Raw genomic sequence first — 19,094 nt, 5'->3', positions numbered from 1 at the left:
CCTGGAGCCTTACAGCGCCTGCTGTGGCGGCACTGACCCGTCGCTATGGATCGCCTGTGGTCCGATTCCGCCGTACAGGATCAGTGGGAAGCTTCGGCGTGGGCGTCTCCCACGTCCGCGAGTTCCTTCTGGACCCGTGGGGTGAAGGTGCGCAGGAACGGGAGGACGACCGCCAAGGTGGCGCAGGCGAAAATCGCAAAGGCGACACGGTATCCGAGGGCCTGCGCGAGCACACCCGCCAGCGCGGCACCCAGCGGCAGCGAGCCCCAGCTGAACAGGCGCGACGCGGCGCTGTAGCGGCCCATCATCCCGGCGCCGACCAGGGTCTGGCTGATGACCCGGCTGTTGACGACCCAGAGGGTACCGCCCATGCCACCGAGGTAGGCCCCCGCTCCCACGGCCCAGACATTGGAGGTCACGGCCGGAACGGCGACCATCGAGCACGTCAGAAACACGTTACTGAACATGACTCTGCGGCGGCCGAACCGGCGGTTCAACGCGTTGACGACGATGGCACCGGTCAGTCCACCGAAGCCGAGGGCGCCGACCAGAGTGCTGTATCCGGTCGGGCTGAGATCCCACTCCTTTGTCGCGACGACGGGCATCAGCGCGAACCAGGCCGCCCAGCACGTGACCAGAACGGTGACCGTGAACGCGAAGAGCCGCAGCAGCCGTTGCCCCCACAGATAGCGCAATCCCGCTATCGCTTCCCGGTTCACCGACGACGCGGCACCGGTGCGGCGCGCCACCTTGAAGTGGCCCACCAGGAGGGGCAGCACGGCAACGCCGACCAGATAGCCGCCCGCGGAAGCCCCCAGCGCGACCGAGGCACTGGCCGCGACCAGCACGCCCCCGATGAACGGCCCCGCGAATTCGTTGCACACCGTCTCGACCCCGGCCACCCAGCTGTTGGCGCGGTCGCGTTCCGATGACGGCACGGCATCGGGGACGATCGCCGCGGCCGAGGTCAGCGCGAGCACTTCCGCGACACCGAGTGCGGCTGCCGCGGCGTAGAGCAGGGGCAGCGTCAGTGCGCCGGTGCTGACCCCGGCCAGCAGGCAGAACACGGTGGCACACCGCATGGCGTTCGCCACCCGCAGCAGCTTGCGCCGGTCCGCGCGATCGACCAGCACACCCACATGCAGGGCGACGAGGAGCCAGGGCAGCGTAAAGGCTGTCAGCACGCCCGCTACCAGAGCCGGCGAGTCGGTCAACGACGTGGCCAGCAGCGGGAGCGTCACCTTGATGACGCCATCCGTCAGGTTCGTGACCGCCGTGAAGACGGTCAGAACCCAGGTATTGCGCGGGACTCGCGTCACATTGCCCCTTCAGAACGCAGAACCGACGGCGAACGGCGCGGTCCACGTTCACGCTCCCCGGCGTGTACAAGTGCCGCCGCCGCCCCGGCAACCGACGCTTCGTCGTGTTCCCGGTGCACAACAAAGCGAACGTATCCATCGAACAGGGGAAGCACCAGCACACCCCGATCGGCCAGCCGCTGCCGGAGCAGCTGTTCCGGCATGCCAGGCAGCCGCACCGTCACGATGTTGGTGCGCCGGGACGGTGCGGGAACATCGGCTCCCTCCACCCGGTCGAGCTCCGTGGCGAGGAGTTCCGCGAGCGCATGGTCGTCCGCCAGGTGCGGGACGCGTTGCAGGGCTTCCAGCCCCGCCGCCGCGAGCACGCCGCTCTGGTGCATGGTTCCGCCCAGGTCCAGACGCAGACCGCGGGCCCGGTCGACGAACTCGGCGCTGCCCCCGAGCAGCGAGCCGACAGGGGCGCCGAGTCCCTTCGCCAGGCAGAACGTCACGCTGTGCGCCCCGGCGGTCATATCGGACACGGGGCGCCCATGGGCCACGGCGGCGTTGGCCAGCCGTGCCCCGTCCAGGTGCAGGTGCGCTCCGTGGTGTTCCACCAGCACGGCCAGTTCGGTCTGCGACGAAGGGGGCAGTGCGTTCCCTTCGCACAGCATGACCGTGTTCTCCATACAGACCACGTGCCGGTCGCCTGTCGTCAGCGCCTGCCGGACCGGTTCCGCGTCGAGCATCCCGTCGGAGTCCTGCCGGACCGCGGTCACGGGGGTACGGGCGAACCGCCGCATCGCCGCCGCCTCGAAGTGAGCGATGTGCGTGGCTCTGCCCGCAATGAGCGGTGTCCCCTCCGCCGGTGCGGCGGCCAGCACCGCGACCAGGTTGGACATGGTGCTGCTTGGCAGGAGGACGGCTGCCTCCGTGCCCAGCAGCCGGGCGCCCTCGGACTCCAGGCGCCCGACGGTCGGGTCGTCGCCGTAGGCGTCGTCCCCCACCCGCGCGGCCGCCATGGCCCTGCGCATCACCGCGTCGGGTGCGGTCCGTGTGTCGCTGCGGAAGTCCAGGTGGGCGGCACCGCTCATGCGACGACAGTGCTCAGGGCGGACAGGAAGACCTCCCGGGTGAGGCCCTCATGCGTGCTGCTCATCAGCTTTCCCTCGACGCCCGTCGTGGCGTCGCTCCACTGGGCGTCGAAGGGGCCGAGCACCGGGTCGATGTACGCCAGGTGCACGAGTTGACCGTCCAGGCCGATCTCCTCGGTGACGGCGGGGTGGTTCTCCCGTTCCGGCGGGAACGGGATCCGTCCCTTGCCCGTGCGCTGGAGCACCAGGCGCAGCTCGCCGCCGTCGATGTCCGCGCGGACGTAGACGATCTCGGTCTCCTGCTCGCCGGAGGAGCCGGTGAAGGTCGCCGCGCTTTCGGCCACGAAGCCGCCCGGAGCGGACGGAGCGTCGTGTGCGGCCAGGAAGCCGTCGAGCTCACCACGCGGGACCCAGGTACCGGTGTGCACTCGGTCATGCCGCTTGAAGGAGTACAGCCCGGTGGGGACGGAGACCATGCTCACCGGGTAGCGGGCCCAGTAGCTGAGTTCGTGGAACGGGGTCCGCAGCACCCGCTCGACGACGTCGTCGCCGGACGGCACGAATCCGTTGTGGAGGGCGACCAGTTCGGCGTCCGAGAACTCACCCTCCAGAACGGACAGTTCGACGGTGGTCCGGCTCATCCGTGCCGATGTCGCGGCGTTGCCGAGATAGTCGGTGCCGAACCAGAGCACCTGCCCGCCGGAGAGGACCTCGGGCCGGGTCGCGCTGCCCCACAGGCAGGGGTGGTCGGCCGCGGGAAATGCCCAGTCGTACAGGAACTGCTTGATGCGCAGGCGTCGGCCCGGGCCGCCGATCTCGCTTCGGTACACCGCGTTGTTCGCGTCCGACCAGGGGCTTCGTCCGGTGGCGCCCTCCCTGTGCCCGGGGGGAGCCTCCTTGCGCAGAGTCGACGTCAGCAGGCTGCATCCGTCGGGCAGCAGGGTCGGCCGCCAGAGCACGAAGTTGCACCACTCCTGCGCTTCCTCGGCGGGCAACTCCTCGGGCGCGGACGACAGCTCCCCCGCGTCCGCGACGATGCGCCAGCTCCAGCCTTCGGTGACCGTCATACGTTGATTCCTGTCTTCTCTTAACGTGCGAACACGCTGGGGTCGGACCTCTTCGGACGCCCGGGCCGCACGAGGCGCGGGCCCGCGAGCCAGACGGAGCTGGAAGCCAGGAACATCAACTCCGAAGTGTTCAGTTCGGACCGGAGTTCCCTGGGCACAGCCGGCAGATCGAACGGCATGCCGCTGTCCGCCAGCAGGCTCCGCAAAGCGTCCCGGTACGCGGTGTCGACGGGCGCGGGGAATCCCTGCTTGCGCCGGTCGATGACCGGTTGCGGCAGGAGGTCGGCGAGTGCCTTCTTGAGGAGATCCTTGTGGCTGCCCGGCGTCCAGGAGCTCTTGAGGTACTCGGGGGACCGGAAGGCGAGCTCGGCGAGGGTGACGTCCTGAAAGACCGGGCGGTCCTCCAAGGTATGCGCGGACGACGTGGCGTCCACCATGTCGTTGACGTAGACCAGGAAGCGCCGCATCAGGTGGTGGCGCCCGCGCTTGAGCGGCTCGGCCCCCGCCGGCGCCCGGTACTCCCTCAGTACGCGGTCCCAGACCTGCTCGTGGACGTCATCCATGTCGACGTCCAGTTCCCTCGCCATCCACCGCAGCAAGCGGCCCCACAACGGCCGCTCATCCGGGTACAGGCGGTGCGTGAGGTAGTGCCTGCCATGTATCTCGACGCGCGCCGCCGGGTCGACGATGGGGAAGTAGCCGCCGTCCTGGTAACCCCACATCTCGTCGGCTCCATGGCCCGAGTACACCACCACCTGCCCCTGCGCGGAGATCCGCTGGTACAGCTGGTACATGGCGAGCTCCGCGCCGTGGAGCAGCGGGCGCATCAGCCGGCTGGTGACCTCCGGGACGAGGTCCACGGCCGCGTGCTGCGACAGTTCGCAGACGGTGAGGTCCACCCCGTGCTCGGCGGCCACGAGCCGGGCATGTGCCACATCGTCGGCGGAGCCCCCGATGCCGTCCCGGTACTGCAGCACGTAGGGGGCGACTTCTATGTCCCGCTTGCGCAGCGCCGCGAAGGCCGCCGAGCTGTCCACGCCCCCGCTGAGCACTGCCGCCCGTGGCACATCCGCCCTGCAGCGCTGATCGACGGCCCGGTCGAACGCGGCTCGGATCTCCTCGGCGCCCACGGGTGTGTCGTCCGGCTCCGGCTGCCAGTAGCGGTGCAGGCGGATCCGCGGGGGATCCACCTCCAGGTACTCCGCAGGCTGGAGGCACCGTACGTTCTTCAGCCAGGTGCGCTCGTCCGCGGCGTCCATGCGTACCCAGGAACGGAGCACGAACTCGGTGGTGTCCACGTCCGCGGCGACCAGGCCGCTGGCCAGCAGGGCCTCGGCTTCCGACGCGAACAGCAGCCCGTCGTCGACGACGCTGTACACCAGGGGCTTGACCCCGAAGTGATCACGCGCAAGGACGGTGCGGCCCTCGCGGGTGTCGTGCCAGGCCAGCGCGAACATTCCGTCGAGCCCACGCAGCATGTCGGCCACGTCGGTGGTGGAGGCGACCTGCTGCAGCACGAATTCGGTGTCGCAGTGGGTGCGGCTTGGCCATGGCCCGGCGACCCGGCCCCGTGAACCGTAGACCTCGCCGTTGCTGACGAGTACGGTGCCGCCGTCCGGGCTGGCCATGGGCTGAGCGCCCGCCGCGGACCGGTCCTGAACGGCCAGCCGGACGCAGGCCAGCATCACCTGCCCGGATTCCGAGACCCACTGCATGCCGGGGCTGTCTCCGCGGTGGCTCATGGCCCCGGTCATGGTGGCGCCGAGCGACCTGAGCCATTGAGGGTCCCGGGGGCCGCGCAGGCTGACGTATCCCGCGATTCCGCACATGCCTACCGCGCTCCTTCTCGGTCGCCGCGCCAGAGCTGTTTCAGGAGGGAGAGCGACTCGATGAAGCGGTGCTCGATGCCCTGATGGCCGCCGTCGTGTTCCCCGTACGTATGGCTGATCCCGTGCGCGGCCAAGGTGGCGTGCAAGGCGCGGGCGCCCCAGTGCATGTGGTACTCATCGCGCTGCCCCGTGTCCAGGTGCAGCAGCCGCAGGTCCCTGAGCCGGCCGAGATGTCCGGGCACCATGCGTACCGGATCGTGACGGAGCCAGGTCTGCCAGACCGCGGGCCGGAACACCCCCGTCTCCGGGTCGCAGGGCAGCGCGTCGGCCGGATCGGACGGCACCTCGTCCGCGTAGCACATGCCCATGGCCAGAAGGCTCATGGCCACCATGAACTGTCCGTCGTGCGGCCCGGTGCCGCGCCGTCCGAGGAAGGCCGTCACGCCTCCTGCGTCCCGCATCGTGTCCAGGGCTCCGGGCAGGAGCCCCAGATAGGAGTGCTCGAAACCCGCGTCCGGTGAATGGGCCAGCACCGCGCCGAAGAGATCGCTGCGCATGCCGGCGACCAGGGCACCGTAACCTCCGCTCGACTTGCCGCCGATGGCCCGCCACGCGGGGCCGGGGCGGGTGCGGAAGCGCTGGTCGACTTCGGCGACCACCTCGGCGAGGTAGTCGGAGTAGTCGCCGCACGCGGGGGAGTTGATGTACTGCGAGCCGCCGTAGGCGGTCGTGCAGTCGGGCACCACGACCAGCGCGCGGGGAATCGTCCCCTGCGCCATGCCCGTCCGCACGCGTTCGGCCACGGAACCGCCGAACACGATGCTCCGGCTGGTGAGCGAGGCGGTCGCGCCGTATCCGGGGAGCCAGTAGACGACCGGAAGCCGTTCGTCGGAGCGGTATCCAGGAGGCAGCAGAACCTCGACCGTGCGGAGATGCGGATCCCCCAGAGGGTTGGCCAGCAGGCACTTGCTCTCGTGGGTGATGGTCACTCGCTGTCCGTGCTCCACGGTCATGCATCGATCTTTCGTTCACTGCCCGCGGCGGCGCCCAGCACCTGCTCGACGTAGCGCGTGTAATAGACGGGGTGGTGGAACACCGCGGACAGCAGGTTGCTGTTGCTCGCCCACAGGACGTACGAGCTGCCGAACAGCAACTCGCCGTCGAGCAGGGACTGGAGCGTGCCGGCGGCGATCTCGGTGTACCCGCTGTCCTCCGCCGTGTGCTTTCTGGCCGCTCCCGTGCCGATGTGCACCACCCGGCCGCTGACCGGCTCCAGCAGATACGCCGATGTCACACCGTCGTCGCCGTGCAGGGACAGCGTGTGGCTCGCACCACTGTCCAGCGCCCGGTACCAGAAGTCCGTGCCGACCAGGAGCTCCATGAGCTCACCGATGAGCCGCTCGTTGTCCCGGGTCTGCCGCCCCCAGCAATCGCGCTCGGGGTCGAAGGCGGGTACGACGAAGTCGGGGTCCATCGTCACCTCGGCGAACAGCGACTCGAAGTCGTAGCCGTCCGGCGCCGAGGGGGCGTGGTGCAGAACGGTCGTCCCCTCATGGATCTCAAGGACCTGCCCGGGCCCCCACAGCGCGCCCCGGCGATCGAGTTCACGCAGCCGTTGGAGCGCCTCGAACGGGGTGAACGGAAAGATGGTGCGATTGCACCAGTCGTAGTCCTCGGCTCCTTCACCGCTGACCTTCCATCCGAACGAGGACGGGATGGTGAGCCGGGCGTTCAGCGTCGTGACGTAGTGGTCGAAGTTGGCCCGCGCCCGCGCCTTGACGCCCTCGGGGTCGACGAGCGGCCGTCGCTCGGTCAGCACCCCGGGCGGTGAGACGCTGTGCGCCGGCACGAAGGCGACATCCACGCGGGGGGCGTCGGGCCGGTCGAAGAACTGAACGGTCGACTCGTGCAGGATCGAGTCCCCGCACAGCATGACGTTCCCGTCGGAGGTCTGGAGCAACAGGCTCATCTCGGGAAACGGCACGTGGGACACGAAGGTCCGCACCAGCACGTCGCCGAGCTGCACGGTGTCTCCCGGAGTCACGGGGGTGAGCCGTTCGAATCCCAGCCTGCGCAGCGTCCACGGCATGGCCTGGTGGCCGAGTCCGGAGGCGGTGAACCGCGGCAACGCCGGGCCCACGGGGAAGACGCAGTTGGTCTCCGGTGCCCGTCGCGGGCTCTCGTCGAAGTCGACATCGCTGTCGTCGAGGATCTTGGCCAGCGAGGGGAAGTGGTGGTGGTCGAAGTGGTGGTGGCTGAAGACGATGTGGTCGACACCGCCGTCGAGGACCCGGCTCAGACCGTCGGGTACTTCCGGGTGGTGCTCCCAGAAGCGGTCGAGGCGCTGCGTCAGCCACGGGTCGACCAGGATGCGCTGGGTCGCTGTCTCGACCAGCACGGCGGCATGACCGAGCGATGTCAGCCGTATCATTCCGCCACCTCGTAGACGCAGCGGAAACCCACCTCGTTGTGGAAGTCGGTGATCAGGTCCTTGCCCCGGTAGAACGTGGTCAGGCAGGTCTGCGGCGAGGTCCAGGTGCCGCCGCGCAGCACGTGGAAGGCGTCCTTGCGGTTCATGAACTCCATGGGATGCCGGCCCTTGAAGAACGGATCCATGTCCTGGCCGGTGTAGAAGTTCGTCCGGGTCAGTTCCCACACGTTCCCCGACATCTGCAGGGCCCCGTACGGGCTCGCACCCGCCGGCAGGCTGTCGGAGGGAAGCACCGGATGCTCCGGTACGTCGGTGTCGGTCGTGGTCACCAGCAGTGCTTCGAGTTCGTCCAGGTCGGCGACCGCGGTGCCGTACGAGCGTGCCACGAAGTTGACGCGGTCCGGATCCCAGTCGTTTCCCCAGGGGTAGATACGGCCGTCCGTGCCCCGCGCCGCCTTCTCCCACTGCAGCTCGGACGGCAGAGTGCCGCCGCTCCACCGGGCGAACGCCCACGCGTCGTACCAGTCGACCCCCACGATGGGCATCTCCGGGGCGTTGAACCGCGGATCATGCCAGTGCACGGGCTGGTGGGGGCGGCGCTCCGGCTGTTCCGGCTGATCCGGGTGGTCGAACTCCGTGGACCCGCCGGTGTCCGCCAGGAACTCCGCGTACCGGGCATTGGTCACCGTAGTGCGGTCCATGTAGTACGCGGACAGGTCCTCGGCGCGGAGCGGGTTGTCGCCCTGCGTCATCCGGAAGGGGCCACTGCCGGGCTTCGACACCCCCGCCATGAAGGGGCCCTCCGGCACCAGCACCACATCCTGGTTGCGCCGGGATCGCGTGGCCTGTGCGCGGATCCGGGTCTGCATCCCGGCGAAGTACTCGTCCTCCAACTGCCTCAGCCGGTCCGGGTCAGTGGTGCCGAAGATGGCCAGGAGGGCGCGTTTGGTGAAGGCCGCACCACAGCCGACGGGTTTGCGCGTGAAGTCCTTGCGCGTGAAGTTGCTGGGCCACCCGGAGATCCGGATGAGGTCCGGTACAGCGGCATCGATGCGGTACTCGGTCGCCATCTTGAGGGCGGTGAAGGCCACCCAGTCCACCGGGTCGTGGCTGGCCGCCGCCACCGCTGACGCCGCTTCGGGAACATGCCGGTGCCGGCCGGCCAGGATGCGGACCGCGGCGGCCCGCACGGGCCACTCGGGGTGGCGCGCGGAGAGGCTCATCAGGAGGGGAATACTTGAGGAATCCTGGCCGTGCTGGTCGACAAGGGCAATCAGGGAACGGATGGATGTCCAGTACTGCTCGTCGCTGGACCCGTCCAACTTGAGGTACTCAGGCGGTATCACAACGGTTTCCGAAACTAGATGCCCTACCACCAGAAATCTCCCCTGAAAGCCGTCTTGGAAGCCGCCCGCACGCTTGCAGCGTGCGGGCGGCGGAATGCTACTTCGCGGACGAAGCGAGCAGTACTACCACTTGGTGGTGTCCTGCTCGCCGTCACGGGTACCCATGAAGTCCTTCTCCGACATGAAAAACACCTCCCTTCTCAAGATCGACAAAGCCAGGTTCATTTTGATATCCGGCGTAGCGACCTTCCCGCCCCGCATCTTGAAAAGTCAACGGGGCACCGGCCGTGTGAACAGATGCGGCTCATTTCATACCCCCCGGCACAGCGCACAAAAACCAGCGGTCCAGGGCGGAAAAGCCAAGGCCACACGGCCCGTCACCGGCATCGCGAGGCCCGGACGGAACGTGGCAGAAAATCATCGGTACGCAGGTCCCGAGTCTCCGGGAAGACGTCGCCCAATCAGCCCGCCTCCCCCAGTAAATGCCCCCTGACCAGGGCACTTTTACCCAGCTGGGGGCCGATGACCGACCGCCTACAGCACCAGCACATCGGCAGCACATCGAGAACACAACATGGCCAGGAACGATGGCTCACCGTGACTACGCGACTGGAAACCAATTCGCCGAGCAAAAGCGTAGTGATCAAGGTCGGTACTTCTTCACTGGTCACCGGAGGAAAGCTGGACCTGGAAAAGGTCGGCATGCTCTGCACCACCGTGGTGGCCGGCATTGAATCAGGTCTTGCCCCGGTCCTTGTCACTTCGGGGGCAATAGCGATGGGCCGGACAAGGCACGAGGCCTTGTCCACCGCTACGCCTGCGGCGCGTCAGACCGCCGCGGCACTGGGTCAGGGATTCCTCTACTCGGCGCTACGGGAACGTTTCGCCGAACTGGGAATTGAAACGGCCCAGCTCCTGCTCACCCCCGCCGACCTCACGGAACCCGAACGCGGCGCTGAGCTCCGGCCCGCACTGGAACTGATGCGGACGCTGTCCGTTGTTCCTGTCGTAAACGAGAATGACGTACTCGGGGTTCGCAACAATGACGTCCTGGCAGCGGTGCTCAGCGGGTATCTGCGAGCCGGACTCCTCCTGCTGCTGACCGATGTGCCGGGACTCTACGACCAGGGACGTCCCCTGCCGGGCGGGCGGCCGAGGCCCATCCCCGAGGCAGTGGACGAGGTGACCACGATCGAGGCGGCCGTCATCGGCGGGGCGGGTGCGGGCGGCACCGGCGGGATGCTGGCCAAGCTGAGTGCGTGCTGGATCGCGACGCACGCCGGAGTCAGAACCGTGATCGCGCACGCCGCCGATCCGTCCGCTCTGCTCGCCGCCCACCGGGGAGATCCGGTCGGCACCGCATTCCCACCACGGCCGCTGTCCGTCGACCCACCTGATCTCGGTCGTCTCTGGCGGGCCTTCCGTACGCCGCCGCGGGGCACGGTCGTGTGCAACCCGCACGGACTCCAGGCCGTTGGACAAGGCCAGCCGGTGTGGCGCGGCCACGCCACCGGCCTCCGAGGTTCCTTCGAGGCAGGCGATGTCGTCGACATCGCCGGGCCGAACGCGAGGGCGGTCGCGCGGGGCAGCGTACGGCTGGCCGCGAACTCCCTCAACGCGCCGGATTCCCTGCTGTTCCACCCGTCGGATTACGTGCAACTCCTGGAGTCGAGCCATGTCGGTGACTGAGATCTGCGAGAACGCTCTGGCTGCTTCAGCGGTGGTCGGACAGCTGACCACCGCGAAGAAGGACCAGTTACTTTCGGACATGGCGGCCGCGGTGGACCGGCACAGGCAGCCGATCGCCGAGGCGAACCGGCGGGACGTCGCCGCCGCCCGTGAGGCGGGAGTCGTCCCGACTCTCATCGACCGCCTCACCCTGAACGACCGCCGCATGGACGGCCTGGTGAAGGCGATCCGTACGGTCATGGCGCAGCCTGATCCGGTGGGCCAGATCGTCAAGGGCTGGACCCGCCCCAACGGCCTGCTCGTCGAACAGGTGCGGGAGCCGCTCGGTGTGGTGGCCGTCATCTACGAGGCCCGGCCGAACGTCACCGCCGAGGTCGCCGCCCTCTGCCTGAAGTCCGGAAACTGCGCCGTGCTGCGCGGCTCATCGACAGCGATGGAGACCAACGCGGCGATCATGGAGGCGTTGTCCGAGGCGATCGCCCTGCACGACGACGTTCCCGCCGCGGCCGTCCAGTTGATCAGCGACCCGTCGCGGGAGGCGGCGCTCGATCTGATGCGCGCGAAGGGCTACGTCGACCTGCTCGTGCCCAGGGGCGGCCCGGCTCTGATCGCTTCGGTGGAAGAGAACGCGACCGTCCCGGCCGTCATCGACGGAGCGGGCAACTGCCACACCTACATCGACGCGGCAGCCGACCCGACGATGGCGACCGAGGTGGCCATCAACGCCAAGACGTCGCGACCGAGCGTCTGCAACGCGATGGAGACCCTGCTGGTCCACAACGATCTCGCCGCCGACTGGCTGCCGGGCGTGCTGGACGCGTTCGCGGACCACGGGGTCGAGATCCGCGGCTGTGAAACGGTCCAGCGGGTGTGGCCGAAGGCCGTGGCGGCCACGGAGGAGGACTGGGGCACCGAGTACCTGGCGCCAGTGCTCGCGGTCCGCGTCGTCGCCGACGCCGACGAGGCCATCGCCCACATCCGCCGCTGGGGCACCTTCAATGCCGAGGGCATTGTCACCGGAGACCTGGCTGTCGCACGCCGATTCGCCCAGTCCGTGAACGCGGGGAGTGTTTTCGTCAACGCTTCGACCCGCTACTCCGACGGCGGTGAGTTCGGGTACGGGGTCGAGATCGGCGTATCCACGCAGAAGCTCCACGTCCGCGGCCCCATGGGGGTCGAGGCGCTCACCGCGGTGAAGAACGTGGTCTGGGGCACCGGCCAGACGCGGGTGTTGTGATGCGGCCGCCCTTGCACGTCTCGCCGGTCGTGGCAGGCATCGGACAGGCCCTGTCCATCCAGTACAACAACCGGGTGTACGAGCTGAACGAGGCCGGCCAGGACGTCATCACGCTCTCACTCGGAGAGGCCTTCTTCGACATCCCGGTGCCCACCTTCGAAGGCCTGTCCGACACGGGCCTGCACCATTACTCGCACTCACGTGGCCTGCCAGAACTCAGGCAACTCCTTGCCAAGTACTACGAAGTCCAGTTCGAAGTCGCAGTGGACCCCGAGCACGAGGCGGTCATCACCGCGGGATCCAAAGCGGCCATCTACATGGTGCTGCTCGCCGTCCTCGCCCCCGGTGACGAGGTGATCATCCCTGAGCCCTTCTGGCTGAGCTATCCGGCGCAGGTCAGGCTGTGCGGGGGCACCCCCGTGCCGATCCCCCACGAGCTCTCGGTCCTCGACCTGGAGCGGTATGTCACCGCCCGCAGCCGCGTCCTCATCATCAACAACCCGAACAATCCCACCGGACGCGTCTACTCCAGAGCCGAACTGGAATTCCTGCACGCCATGGCGGACAAGCACGGCCTGCTGCTCCTGGTCGACGAGGCCTACAACGAGTTCGTTCCTGAGGGCACCGAGTTCGTATCGGCCGCTTCCCTCGATCCGGACAAGGAACACACCGTCACGGTGAACTCGATGTCCAAGAACTACGGGATATCCGGGTGGCGGATCGGCTATCTGCTGGCGCATCGCCGCCTGGTGGACGAGGTGCTCAAAATCCAGCAGCACCTGGTGACCTGTGCGCCCACGATCCTCTCCAGCTACCTGGCCGGGAGGTTCGACCAGCTGTTGAACATCACCCGGCCCCAGATCCAGCACTTCGTGGAGTTGCGCAACCGTACGGACCGGCGGTTGGCCGGGCACGGGATAGCGACCCTTCCCGGATCCGCCACGTTCTACCTCTTCGCCTCCATAGCCGGGTCGCGGCTCACTTCCGGCGAGTTCGCCGACGAACTGCTCCGGAAGAGCGCCGTCAGTGTCGTGCCCGGCATGGGGTACGGCGAGTCGTGCGACCGGTTCATCCGGGTCTCCGTGGGAAGCGAGCCGGAGGAACGCGTCATCAGAGGCATCGAGGCGATCCGGGACCTCATCCGGGCCACCGGTGGACCCGGATGACGCAGCAGCGGACCGCGATCGTCTCGGGCGGGACTCGCGGCATCGGCCTTGCGCTGAGCCGCCGCCTCGTGCACATGGGATACGGCGTCACCGCCTTGTACCGCCGGGACGCCGCGGCGGCGGACGACGCCGTCAAGGAGCTGGGCCCGGCACTTCGGCCCGTGTGTGTCGACCTGGCCGACGGGCCCGCCGTCGCGGGTGCGGCCGCCGAGATACTCTCCGCCCACGGCGCGCCGGCCGTGCTGGTGAACAATGCGGGGGTCAACGTGGACCGGCCCTTCCTGGAGATGACCCACGAGGACTGGCACCGCGTGATCGACAGCAACCTGTCCGGTGTCTTCCACCTGACACGGGCTGTCGCTCCAGCGATGATGGCGGCGGACGCCGGGGCGGCCATCGTCAACATCGGGGCGACCACAGGGATCCGGCCGCGGCTCAACGGCGCCAACTACTGTGCCAGCAAAGCCGGGTTGCTCCAGCTGACCAAGTGCCTGGCGCTCGAACTCGCCCCCAAGATCCGCGTCAACTGCCTGATCCCCGGGGTGATCGGGACGGAAGAGGTCACCGAGCGGCTCGGCCTCGACGACGAGGACGCCCGCGAGCGCGTGCTCGCCGGGATTCCGCAGCGGCGGATCGGCACCTGCGCGGACATCGCGGATGCCTTGGCGTTCTTGATCGGTCCGGGGAGCGGATATCTGACCGGCCAGAGACTGATCATCGATGGCGGTCAGTTCATGTGGTGACCGGCCTTGTGCGATGCCGCACGTCCATCAGGGGGCTATTGCCTGCCCACCCTGTCAACGGTCAGTAGACTCCTCACCCTGTTGCACACCAATGGGGGAGGTCGGTGCGGCGATGGAGAAGCTCGTGCCTGGGGATCCGCAGCGGATCGGCGCGTACCGTCTGCTGGCGCGGCTCGGGGCCGGGGGCATGGGGCACGTGTACCTCGCCCGGTCCGAACGGGGTCGTACGGTCGCCGTGAAGCTCGTCCGGCAGGAACTCGCCGAACAGGAGGAGTTCCGGAACCGGTTCCGGCAGGAGGTGCAGGCCGCCCGGCAGGTCGGCGGCGCCTGGACCGCGCCCGTTCTGGACGCCGACACCGACGCCGCCATCCCGTGGCTCGCCACCGGGTACGTCGCCGGGCCCTCCCTCCAGAGCGTCGTCTCGCGCGATCACGGGCCCCTCCCCGAGCGGTCCGTCAACATCCTCGGCGCCGGGCTCGCCCACGCCCTCAAGGACATCCACGCCGCCGGGATGGTCCACCGCGACCTCAAGCCGTCCAACGTCCTCGTCACCATCGACGGGCCCCGCGTCATCGACTTCGGCATCGCGCGTGCCCTGGAGACGGTCACCGACGGGGGGCTGACCCGTACCGGTGCGCTCGTCGGGTCGCCCGGGTTCATGGCCCCCGAACAGGTGCGGGGGGACCGGATCACCCCCGCCTGCGACGTCTTCTGTCTCGGGTCCGTGCTGGCTTACGCCGCCTCCGGCGCCCTGCCCTTCGGGACCGCCAACAGTGGCGTGCACGCGCTGATGTTCCGCATCGCGCAGGAGGAACCGGATCTGGAGGGGCTTCCCGAAGGGCTCGCGGAGCTGATCGCCGCCTGTCTCCGCAAGGAGCCCGGCGACCGGCCCTCCCTCGACGAAGTCCTTGAGCGTACGGGGGCCGCCGACGCCCTGGCGGACGACGGGCACACCCTCGATCCCTGGCTGCCCGGTGCCCTGGTCGCCCAGCTGGGGCGCCACGCCGTCCAGTTGCTCGACGCCGAGGACCCGGAAGAGGCGCAGGAAGCTGCCGAGAGGGCGGCCGAGGCGGGCTCCGGTGGAACTGGTGGCGCGGCTCAGGACGCCACTCCCCCGCCCCCCGGCAAACCCCGCACCGCCCCCCTCGACCACCTGCCCACCATGGTCTCCGGCAGCGGCGGCCAGGCTCCGCCCGCACCCGCGCCGACGCCCGCGCCGACGCCCGCCTCCACGCCGACGCCCGCGCCCATGCCCGCTTCCCCGCCCGGCGCCCCCGTCGCGTACGGCTACCCCCAGCAGCCACCCCACCAGCCCGCCGGCTACGGCTACCCCCAGTACCAGCCCCAGCAGCCCCACCAGCCCGCCCCGCCCGGCTTCGGGCCCACTCCCCCCTACGGGCCCGTCCCGCCGCCCCCCGAGCCCCCGCGGCGCAGTGCGCGGTCCACCGCCGCGCTCATCGTCGTCGCCCTGATAGTGGCTCTGGGCGCGGGCGGCACCGTCTACGCCGTCATGAACGGTGACGGCACCGAGGACAAGCGCGACGACTCCGCCAACGGGAACAACACCAGCAGCGCGCCGAAGACTCCGGATTCCGCCTCGCCGACCCCCGAGCCGAGCAGCCCCGACCCGTCCGCGTCCGGCGACGACGAAGGCACCGTCCCGGACAAGTACCTCGGCACCTGGTCCGGTGGCCTCGACACCGACGACGGGCACAGCACCCGCGAACTCACCCTCCAGCAGGGCGATGTCGGCGACACCGTGCTGTCCGTGACGGCCGACGGGCCCGCCGACGGCGGCGGCACCTATCACTGCGTCTTCCAGGGCAAACTCGTGTCCGCGTCCGGCGAGCGGCTGCGCATCGGGCCCACCGAGGTCACCGTCGGCGAGCCCATGACGTCCTGCACGCCCGGCGACCCGAGCGTCATCACCCTCCTCGGCAACGGCAAGCTCCGCCGCGCCAACACGGACGGCAGCGGCGAGTTGACGTACGACAAGGGGAACTGACAGCCGGTAGGGCCCGGGAACTTACGGCTCCGCGAACAGTCGTCGACCGGACGGCGAAGCCCGCGCCCCGGGCCGCCCGGCCCGCCTAGCCTCACCGCCCATGGACTGGTTGAGCGCCGAGAACACCATCGCCGTGCTCACGGCTGCCCTCGGCCTCGCCGCCACCGTGGGCGCCCTCTGGTACGAGCGGCGCGTCCCGCGGCGCAAACGCCTCGGCTACCGCGTCCAGTTGGACACCGCCATAGGCGACAACGTGCGGACGGGCGGCGCCAACGCCCGCCTCGGCCTCTTCGACGAGACCCCCGAGATGTCCGACGCCACGCTCGTCCTGCTGCGCGTCGAGAACGACGGCTCCCAAGCCGTCTCCGACGCCGACTACAGCGGGCGCGCCCTGCACGGGCTCACCGCGGTCTTCACGGGGCGCACCGTTCGCGGCCTCGCCGTCACCGCGCCGTCCGGCGACGACCACCTGATGGAGCACTTCACGGCGGCGGCCGGACTGCGGTACGAGGGCAGCACCCTGCACATCCCGCGCGTCCCCCTCAACCGGGGGCAGCACTACAAGCTGCTCGTCCTGCTCACCGGCGGGCCCGTCGGCGGCGACGTCACCCTGTCCGGCGGCATCCAGGCCGGTGACGTACAGCCCAACCGGTCCACCACCCTCGACGACAAGCCGCCGCTGCTGTCCCGGCCCGCGCAGCTGCTCACCGTGCTGCTCACCCTGTCCGTCGTCACCCTGGCCTCGATCATCGTGCTCCGCGACGACGACCCGCCGCCGCCGATCGAGTGCGCGGCCGGTGAGCTGACGGTGCTCGGTTCGACGGCGTTCGCGCCGGTCGTCGAGGAGCTCGCCGCCAAGTACGAGGACGACTGCCCCGGTTCCGACATCACGGTCAGCGCCCACGGCAGCGCGGCGGGCGTGCGGGAACTGGACGACGCGGGGCGGAAGTTCGGACGGGGGAAGAGTGACGGGGCGCCGCCCCTGCTCGCCTTCTCCGACGGGCCCAAGTCCGACGGCTTCCCCCGGCTCGCCGAGACCCGCGTCGCCGTCTCCGTCTTCGCGCTCGTCCTCAACGACCGCGTCCCGCTGCGGAACCTGACCCTGCCGCAGGTGCGCCGCCTCTACCGCGGCGACGTACGCAACTGGAAGGAGCTCGGCGGCCCCGACCTGCCGGTGGTCCTCGTCAGCCGCGGCTCCAGCTCCGGCACCCGCGACACGCTCCAACGCCGCGTCCTCGGCGGCTCCTTCGAGATCAAGGCGTCGTCCAACGACTGCCTCGGCAAGGACGACAGGACCGTCCCCGTCACCCGCTGCGAACTCGACTCCACCGACCAGGTCCTCGACGCCGTCGGCCGCATCCCCGGCGCCATCGGCTACAGCGAACTCCGTACCGCGTCCGGCCTCAAGGGCCTGCACCGCCTCGACCTGGAGGGCCACGCCCCGTCCACCGACCAGCTCCTGAAGACCGGCTACCCCTACCGCGAGATCGAGTACGCCTACACCTACGGCCTCCCGCCCGCCGACTCCCTCGCCGCCGGTTTCCTCGCCTACGCGCGCGGCACCGGCCTCGACGTCATCCGCACCCACGGCCACCTGCCGTGCGCGACCCCGGAGGGCCTGCGGGTGTGTGGCGACGACTCAGAACCCGACCGACGGGGTCAGGAGCGGTAGCGCGGGAACCCGCCGGTGTTCACCGGCCTGCTGCCCTGCCGGCTCCGCCGACTGCGCACCGATGGCTGGCGTGCCCGTCAGTCTTCCGGGCACGCCGAAGGGGTGGGTCGCACTTCAGCGCGACCCACCCCTTCGTGTGACTGGTGAGCCGATCAGACGAACGAGTTGATCTCGATCGTCTCGGTACGGCCCGGACCCACACCGATCGCGGAGATCGGCGCGCCGGACATCTCCTCCAGCGCCTTCACGTAACCCTGCGCGTTCTTCGGCAGGTCGGCGAAGGTCTGGGCCTTGGTGATGTCCTCGGACCAGCCCGGCAGCATCTCGTAGATCGGCTTCGCGTGGTGGAAGTCGGTCTGGTTGTACGGGAGCTCCTCGACGCGCTTGCCGTCGATCTCGTACGCCACGCAGACCGGGATCTGCTCCCAGCCGGTGAGGACGTCGAGCTTCGTAAGGAAGAAGTCCGTGAGGCCGTTCACGCGGGTCGCGTAGCGGGCGATCGGGGCGTCGAACCAGCCGCAGCGGCGGTCCCGTCCCGTCGTCACACCGCGCTCGCCGCCGATGGTGCGCAGCGCCTCGCCGTCCGCGTCGAACAGCTCCGTCGGGAACGGGCCCGCGCCGACGCGGGTCGTGTACGCCTTCAGGATGCCGATGACCCGGCTGATCTTCGTCGGTCCCACGCCCGTACCCGTGCAGGCGCCGCCCGCGGTCGGGTTCGAGGAGGTGACGAAGGGGTACGTGCCGTGGTCCACGTCCAGGAGCGTGCCCTGGCCGCCCTCGAACAGGACGACCTTGTCGTCGTCGAGCGCGTTGTTCAGGATCAGCGTCGTGTCGGCGACGTACTGCTTGATGTTCTCGCCGTGCTCCAGGAGCGTCTCGACGATCTGCTCCGCCTCGATCGCGCGGCGGTTGAAGACCTTGGTCAGGAGCTGGTTCTTCTGCTCCAGGGCCGCTTCGACCTTCTGCTGCAGAATCGACTCGTCATAGAGGTCCTGCACGCGGATGCCGGTGCGGTTGATCTTGTCGGCGTAGGTCGGACCGATGCCGCGGCCCGTCGTGCCGATCTTCCGCTTGCCGAGGAAGCGCTCGCCCACCTTGTCGACCGTGACGTTGTACGGCGTGATGATGTGCGCGTTTCCGCTGATCAGAAGCTTCGACGTGTCGACGCCGCGCTCGTTCAGACCGCTCAGCTCGGAGAGCAGGACCGACGGGTCGACGACGACTCCGTTGCCGATGACGGGCACGCAGTCCGGGGAGAGAATCCCGGAAGGGAGGAGATGCAGCGCGTACTTCTGGTCGCCTACGACGACCGTGTGGCCGGCGTTGTTGCCGCCCTGGTAGCGCACTACATAGTCCACGGAGCCACCGAGCAGGTCAGTGGCCTTTCCCTTGCCTTCGTCACCCCACTGAGCACCGAGCAGCACAAGTGCGGGCACAGGCGTACACCCCTTCCGGGCGGGGCATGTCCAAGGTCTGGGGCCGTAGCCGCCGTATGGGTGTGCCTTGGATGCTGCCCC

At 69.2% G+C, this 19,094-nt stretch carries 14 protein-coding genes; 6 read left to right on the top strand and 8 right to left on the bottom strand.

What is annotated here, in order from left to right; translation table 11 throughout:
- Positions 1-80 precede the first annotated feature (80 nt).
- From NOO62_RS21375 to NOO62_RS21345, 7 genes are all read right to left on the bottom strand, one after another.
- A complete protein-coding gene (locus tag NOO62_RS21375) occupies positions 81-1,319 on the bottom strand; it encodes an MFS transporter (protein ID WP_268772498.1) in 1,239 nt (412 codons plus the stop codon).
- Complete coding sequence (locus NOO62_RS21370) at positions 1,316-2,392, bottom strand: GntG family PLP-dependent aldolase (protein ID WP_268772497.1); 1,077 nt, start codon at positions 2,390-2,392, stop codon at positions 1,316-1,318. The genes NOO62_RS21375 and NOO62_RS21370 overlap by 4 nt, the downstream gene beginning before the upstream one ends.
- A complete protein-coding gene (locus NOO62_RS21365; RefSeq protein WP_268772496.1) occupies positions 2,389-3,459 on the bottom strand; it encodes a hypothetical protein in 1,071 nt (356 codons plus the stop codon). Before NOO62_RS21365 ends, NOO62_RS21370 begins: the two co-directional genes overlap by 4 nt.
- A 20-nt stretch (positions 3,460-3,479) precedes the next feature.
- Positions 3,480-5,201, bottom strand: a complete 1,722-nt coding sequence (locus NOO62_RS21360; protein ID WP_268772495.1) for an asparagine synthetase B family protein — start codon at positions 5,199-5,201, stop codon at positions 3,480-3,482.
- An 89-nt stretch (positions 5,202-5,290) separates the two neighbouring features.
- Positions 5,291-6,301 carry an alpha/beta hydrolase-fold protein gene (locus NOO62_RS21355; RefSeq protein WP_268772494.1) on the bottom strand — a complete coding sequence of 337 codons (1,011 nt, stop codon included), beginning with the start codon at positions 6,299-6,301 and terminating at the stop codon, positions 5,291-5,293.
- Positions 6,298-7,719: an MBL fold metallo-hydrolase gene (locus NOO62_RS21350; protein ID WP_268772493.1), complete on the bottom strand. Its 1,422-nt coding sequence runs from the start codon at positions 7,717-7,719 to the stop codon at positions 6,298-6,300. The genes NOO62_RS21355 and NOO62_RS21350 overlap by 4 nt, the downstream gene beginning before the upstream one ends.
- On the bottom strand, positions 7,716-8,942 hold the full coding sequence (locus tag NOO62_RS21345; protein ID WP_268772492.1) for a formylglycine-generating enzyme family protein: 1,227 nt from the start codon (positions 8,940-8,942) through the stop codon (positions 7,716-7,718). Before NOO62_RS21345 ends, NOO62_RS21350 begins: the two co-directional genes overlap by 4 nt.
- Before the next feature lie 720 nt (positions 8,943-9,662).
- Here NOO62_RS21345 and proB point away from each other — a divergent pair.
- From proB to NOO62_RS21315, 6 genes are all read left to right on the top strand, one after another.
- The gene (proB, locus tag NOO62_RS21340; protein ID WP_268772491.1) at positions 9,663-10,754 is read left to right on the top strand and encodes a glutamate 5-kinase; all 1,092 of its coding nucleotides are present in this window, start codon (positions 9,663-9,665) and stop codon (positions 10,752-10,754) included.
- Complete coding sequence (locus NOO62_RS21335) at positions 10,741-11,991, top strand: glutamate-5-semialdehyde dehydrogenase (RefSeq protein ID WP_268772490.1); 1,251 nt, start codon at positions 10,741-10,743, stop codon at positions 11,989-11,991. Before proB ends, NOO62_RS21335 begins: the two co-directional genes overlap by 14 nt.
- Positions 11,991-13,157 (top strand): pyridoxal phosphate-dependent aminotransferase, encoded by a 1,167-nt coding sequence (locus tag NOO62_RS21330; protein ID WP_268772489.1) that lies wholly within the window; start codon positions 11,991-11,993, stop codon positions 13,155-13,157. Before NOO62_RS21335 ends, NOO62_RS21330 begins: the two co-directional genes overlap by 1 nt.
- Entirely contained in the window at positions 13,154-13,900 is a 747-nt protein-coding gene (locus tag NOO62_RS21325; RefSeq protein ID WP_268772488.1) for an SDR family NAD(P)-dependent oxidoreductase, read from the top strand. The genes NOO62_RS21330 and NOO62_RS21325 overlap by 4 nt, the downstream gene beginning before the upstream one ends.
- 112 nt (positions 13,901-14,012) lie before the next feature.
- A complete protein-coding gene (locus tag NOO62_RS21320; RefSeq protein ID WP_268772487.1) occupies positions 14,013-15,905 on the top strand; it encodes a serine/threonine-protein kinase in 1,893 nt (630 codons plus the stop codon).
- A 100-nt stretch (positions 15,906-16,005) separates the two neighbouring features.
- Positions 16,006-17,577 carry a substrate-binding domain-containing protein gene (locus tag NOO62_RS21315; RefSeq protein ID WP_268772486.1) on the top strand — a complete coding sequence of 524 codons (1,572 nt, stop codon included), beginning with the start codon at positions 16,006-16,008 and terminating at the stop codon, positions 17,575-17,577.
- A gap of 152 nt (positions 17,578-17,729) precedes the next feature.
- Here NOO62_RS21315 and NOO62_RS21310 read toward each other — a convergent pair whose 3' ends face one another.
- The gene (locus NOO62_RS21310) at positions 17,730-19,013 is read right to left on the bottom strand and encodes an adenylosuccinate synthase (protein WP_268772485.1); all 1,284 of its coding nucleotides are present in this window, start codon (positions 19,011-19,013) and stop codon (positions 17,730-17,732) included.
- Positions 19,014-19,094 lie beyond the last annotated feature (81 nt).

Origin of the sequence: Streptomyces sp. Je 1-369, from assembly GCF_026810505.1 — a bacterium.
Classification (GTDB): domain Bacteria; phylum Actinomycetota; class Actinomycetes; order Streptomycetales; family Streptomycetaceae; genus Streptomyces.
The sequence above is the reverse complement of the archived record's forward strand: the minus strand, read 5'-3'. Positions and strand labels throughout refer to the sequence as shown.

Bases quoted from the DNA above. Each gene is read 5' to 3' on its own strand.
- NOO62_RS21330 (WP_268772489.1), top strand. From the start codon at position 11,991: ATGCGGCCGCCCTTGCACGTCTCGCCGGTCGTGGCAGGCATCGGACAG.
- NOO62_RS21360 (WP_268772495.1), bottom strand. From the start codon at position 5,201: ATGAGCCACCGCGGAGACAGCCCCGGCATGCAGTGGGTCTCGGAATCC.
- NOO62_RS21370 (WP_268772497.1), bottom strand. From the start codon at position 2,392: ATGAGCGGTGCCGCCCACCTGGACTTCCGCAGCGACACACGGACCGCA.
- NOO62_RS21315 (WP_268772486.1), top strand. From the start codon at position 16,006: ATGGACTGGTTGAGCGCCGAGAACACCATCGCCGTGCTCACGGCTGCC.
- NOO62_RS21325 (WP_268772488.1), top strand. From the start codon at position 13,154: ATGACGCAGCAGCGGACCGCGATCGTCTCGGGCGGGACTCGCGGCATC.
- NOO62_RS21355 (WP_268772494.1), bottom strand. From the start codon at position 6,301: ATGACCGTGGAGCACGGACAGCGAGTGACCATCACCCACGAGAGCAAG.
- NOO62_RS21335 (WP_268772490.1), top strand. From the start codon at position 10,741: ATGTCGGTGACTGAGATCTGCGAGAACGCTCTGGCTGCTTCAGCGGTG.
- NOO62_RS21350 (WP_268772493.1), bottom strand. From the start codon at position 7,719: ATGATACGGCTGACATCGCTCGGTCATGCCGCCGTGCTGGTCGAGACA.
- NOO62_RS21365 (WP_268772496.1), bottom strand. From the start codon at position 3,459: ATGACGGTCACCGAAGGCTGGAGCTGGCGCATCGTCGCGGACGCGGGG.
- NOO62_RS21345 (WP_268772492.1), bottom strand. From the start codon at position 8,942: ATGAGCCTCTCCGCGCGCCACCCCGAGTGGCCCGTGCGGGCCGCCGCG.
- NOO62_RS21320 (WP_268772487.1), top strand. From the start codon at position 14,013: ATGGAGAAGCTCGTGCCTGGGGATCCGCAGCGGATCGGCGCGTACCGT.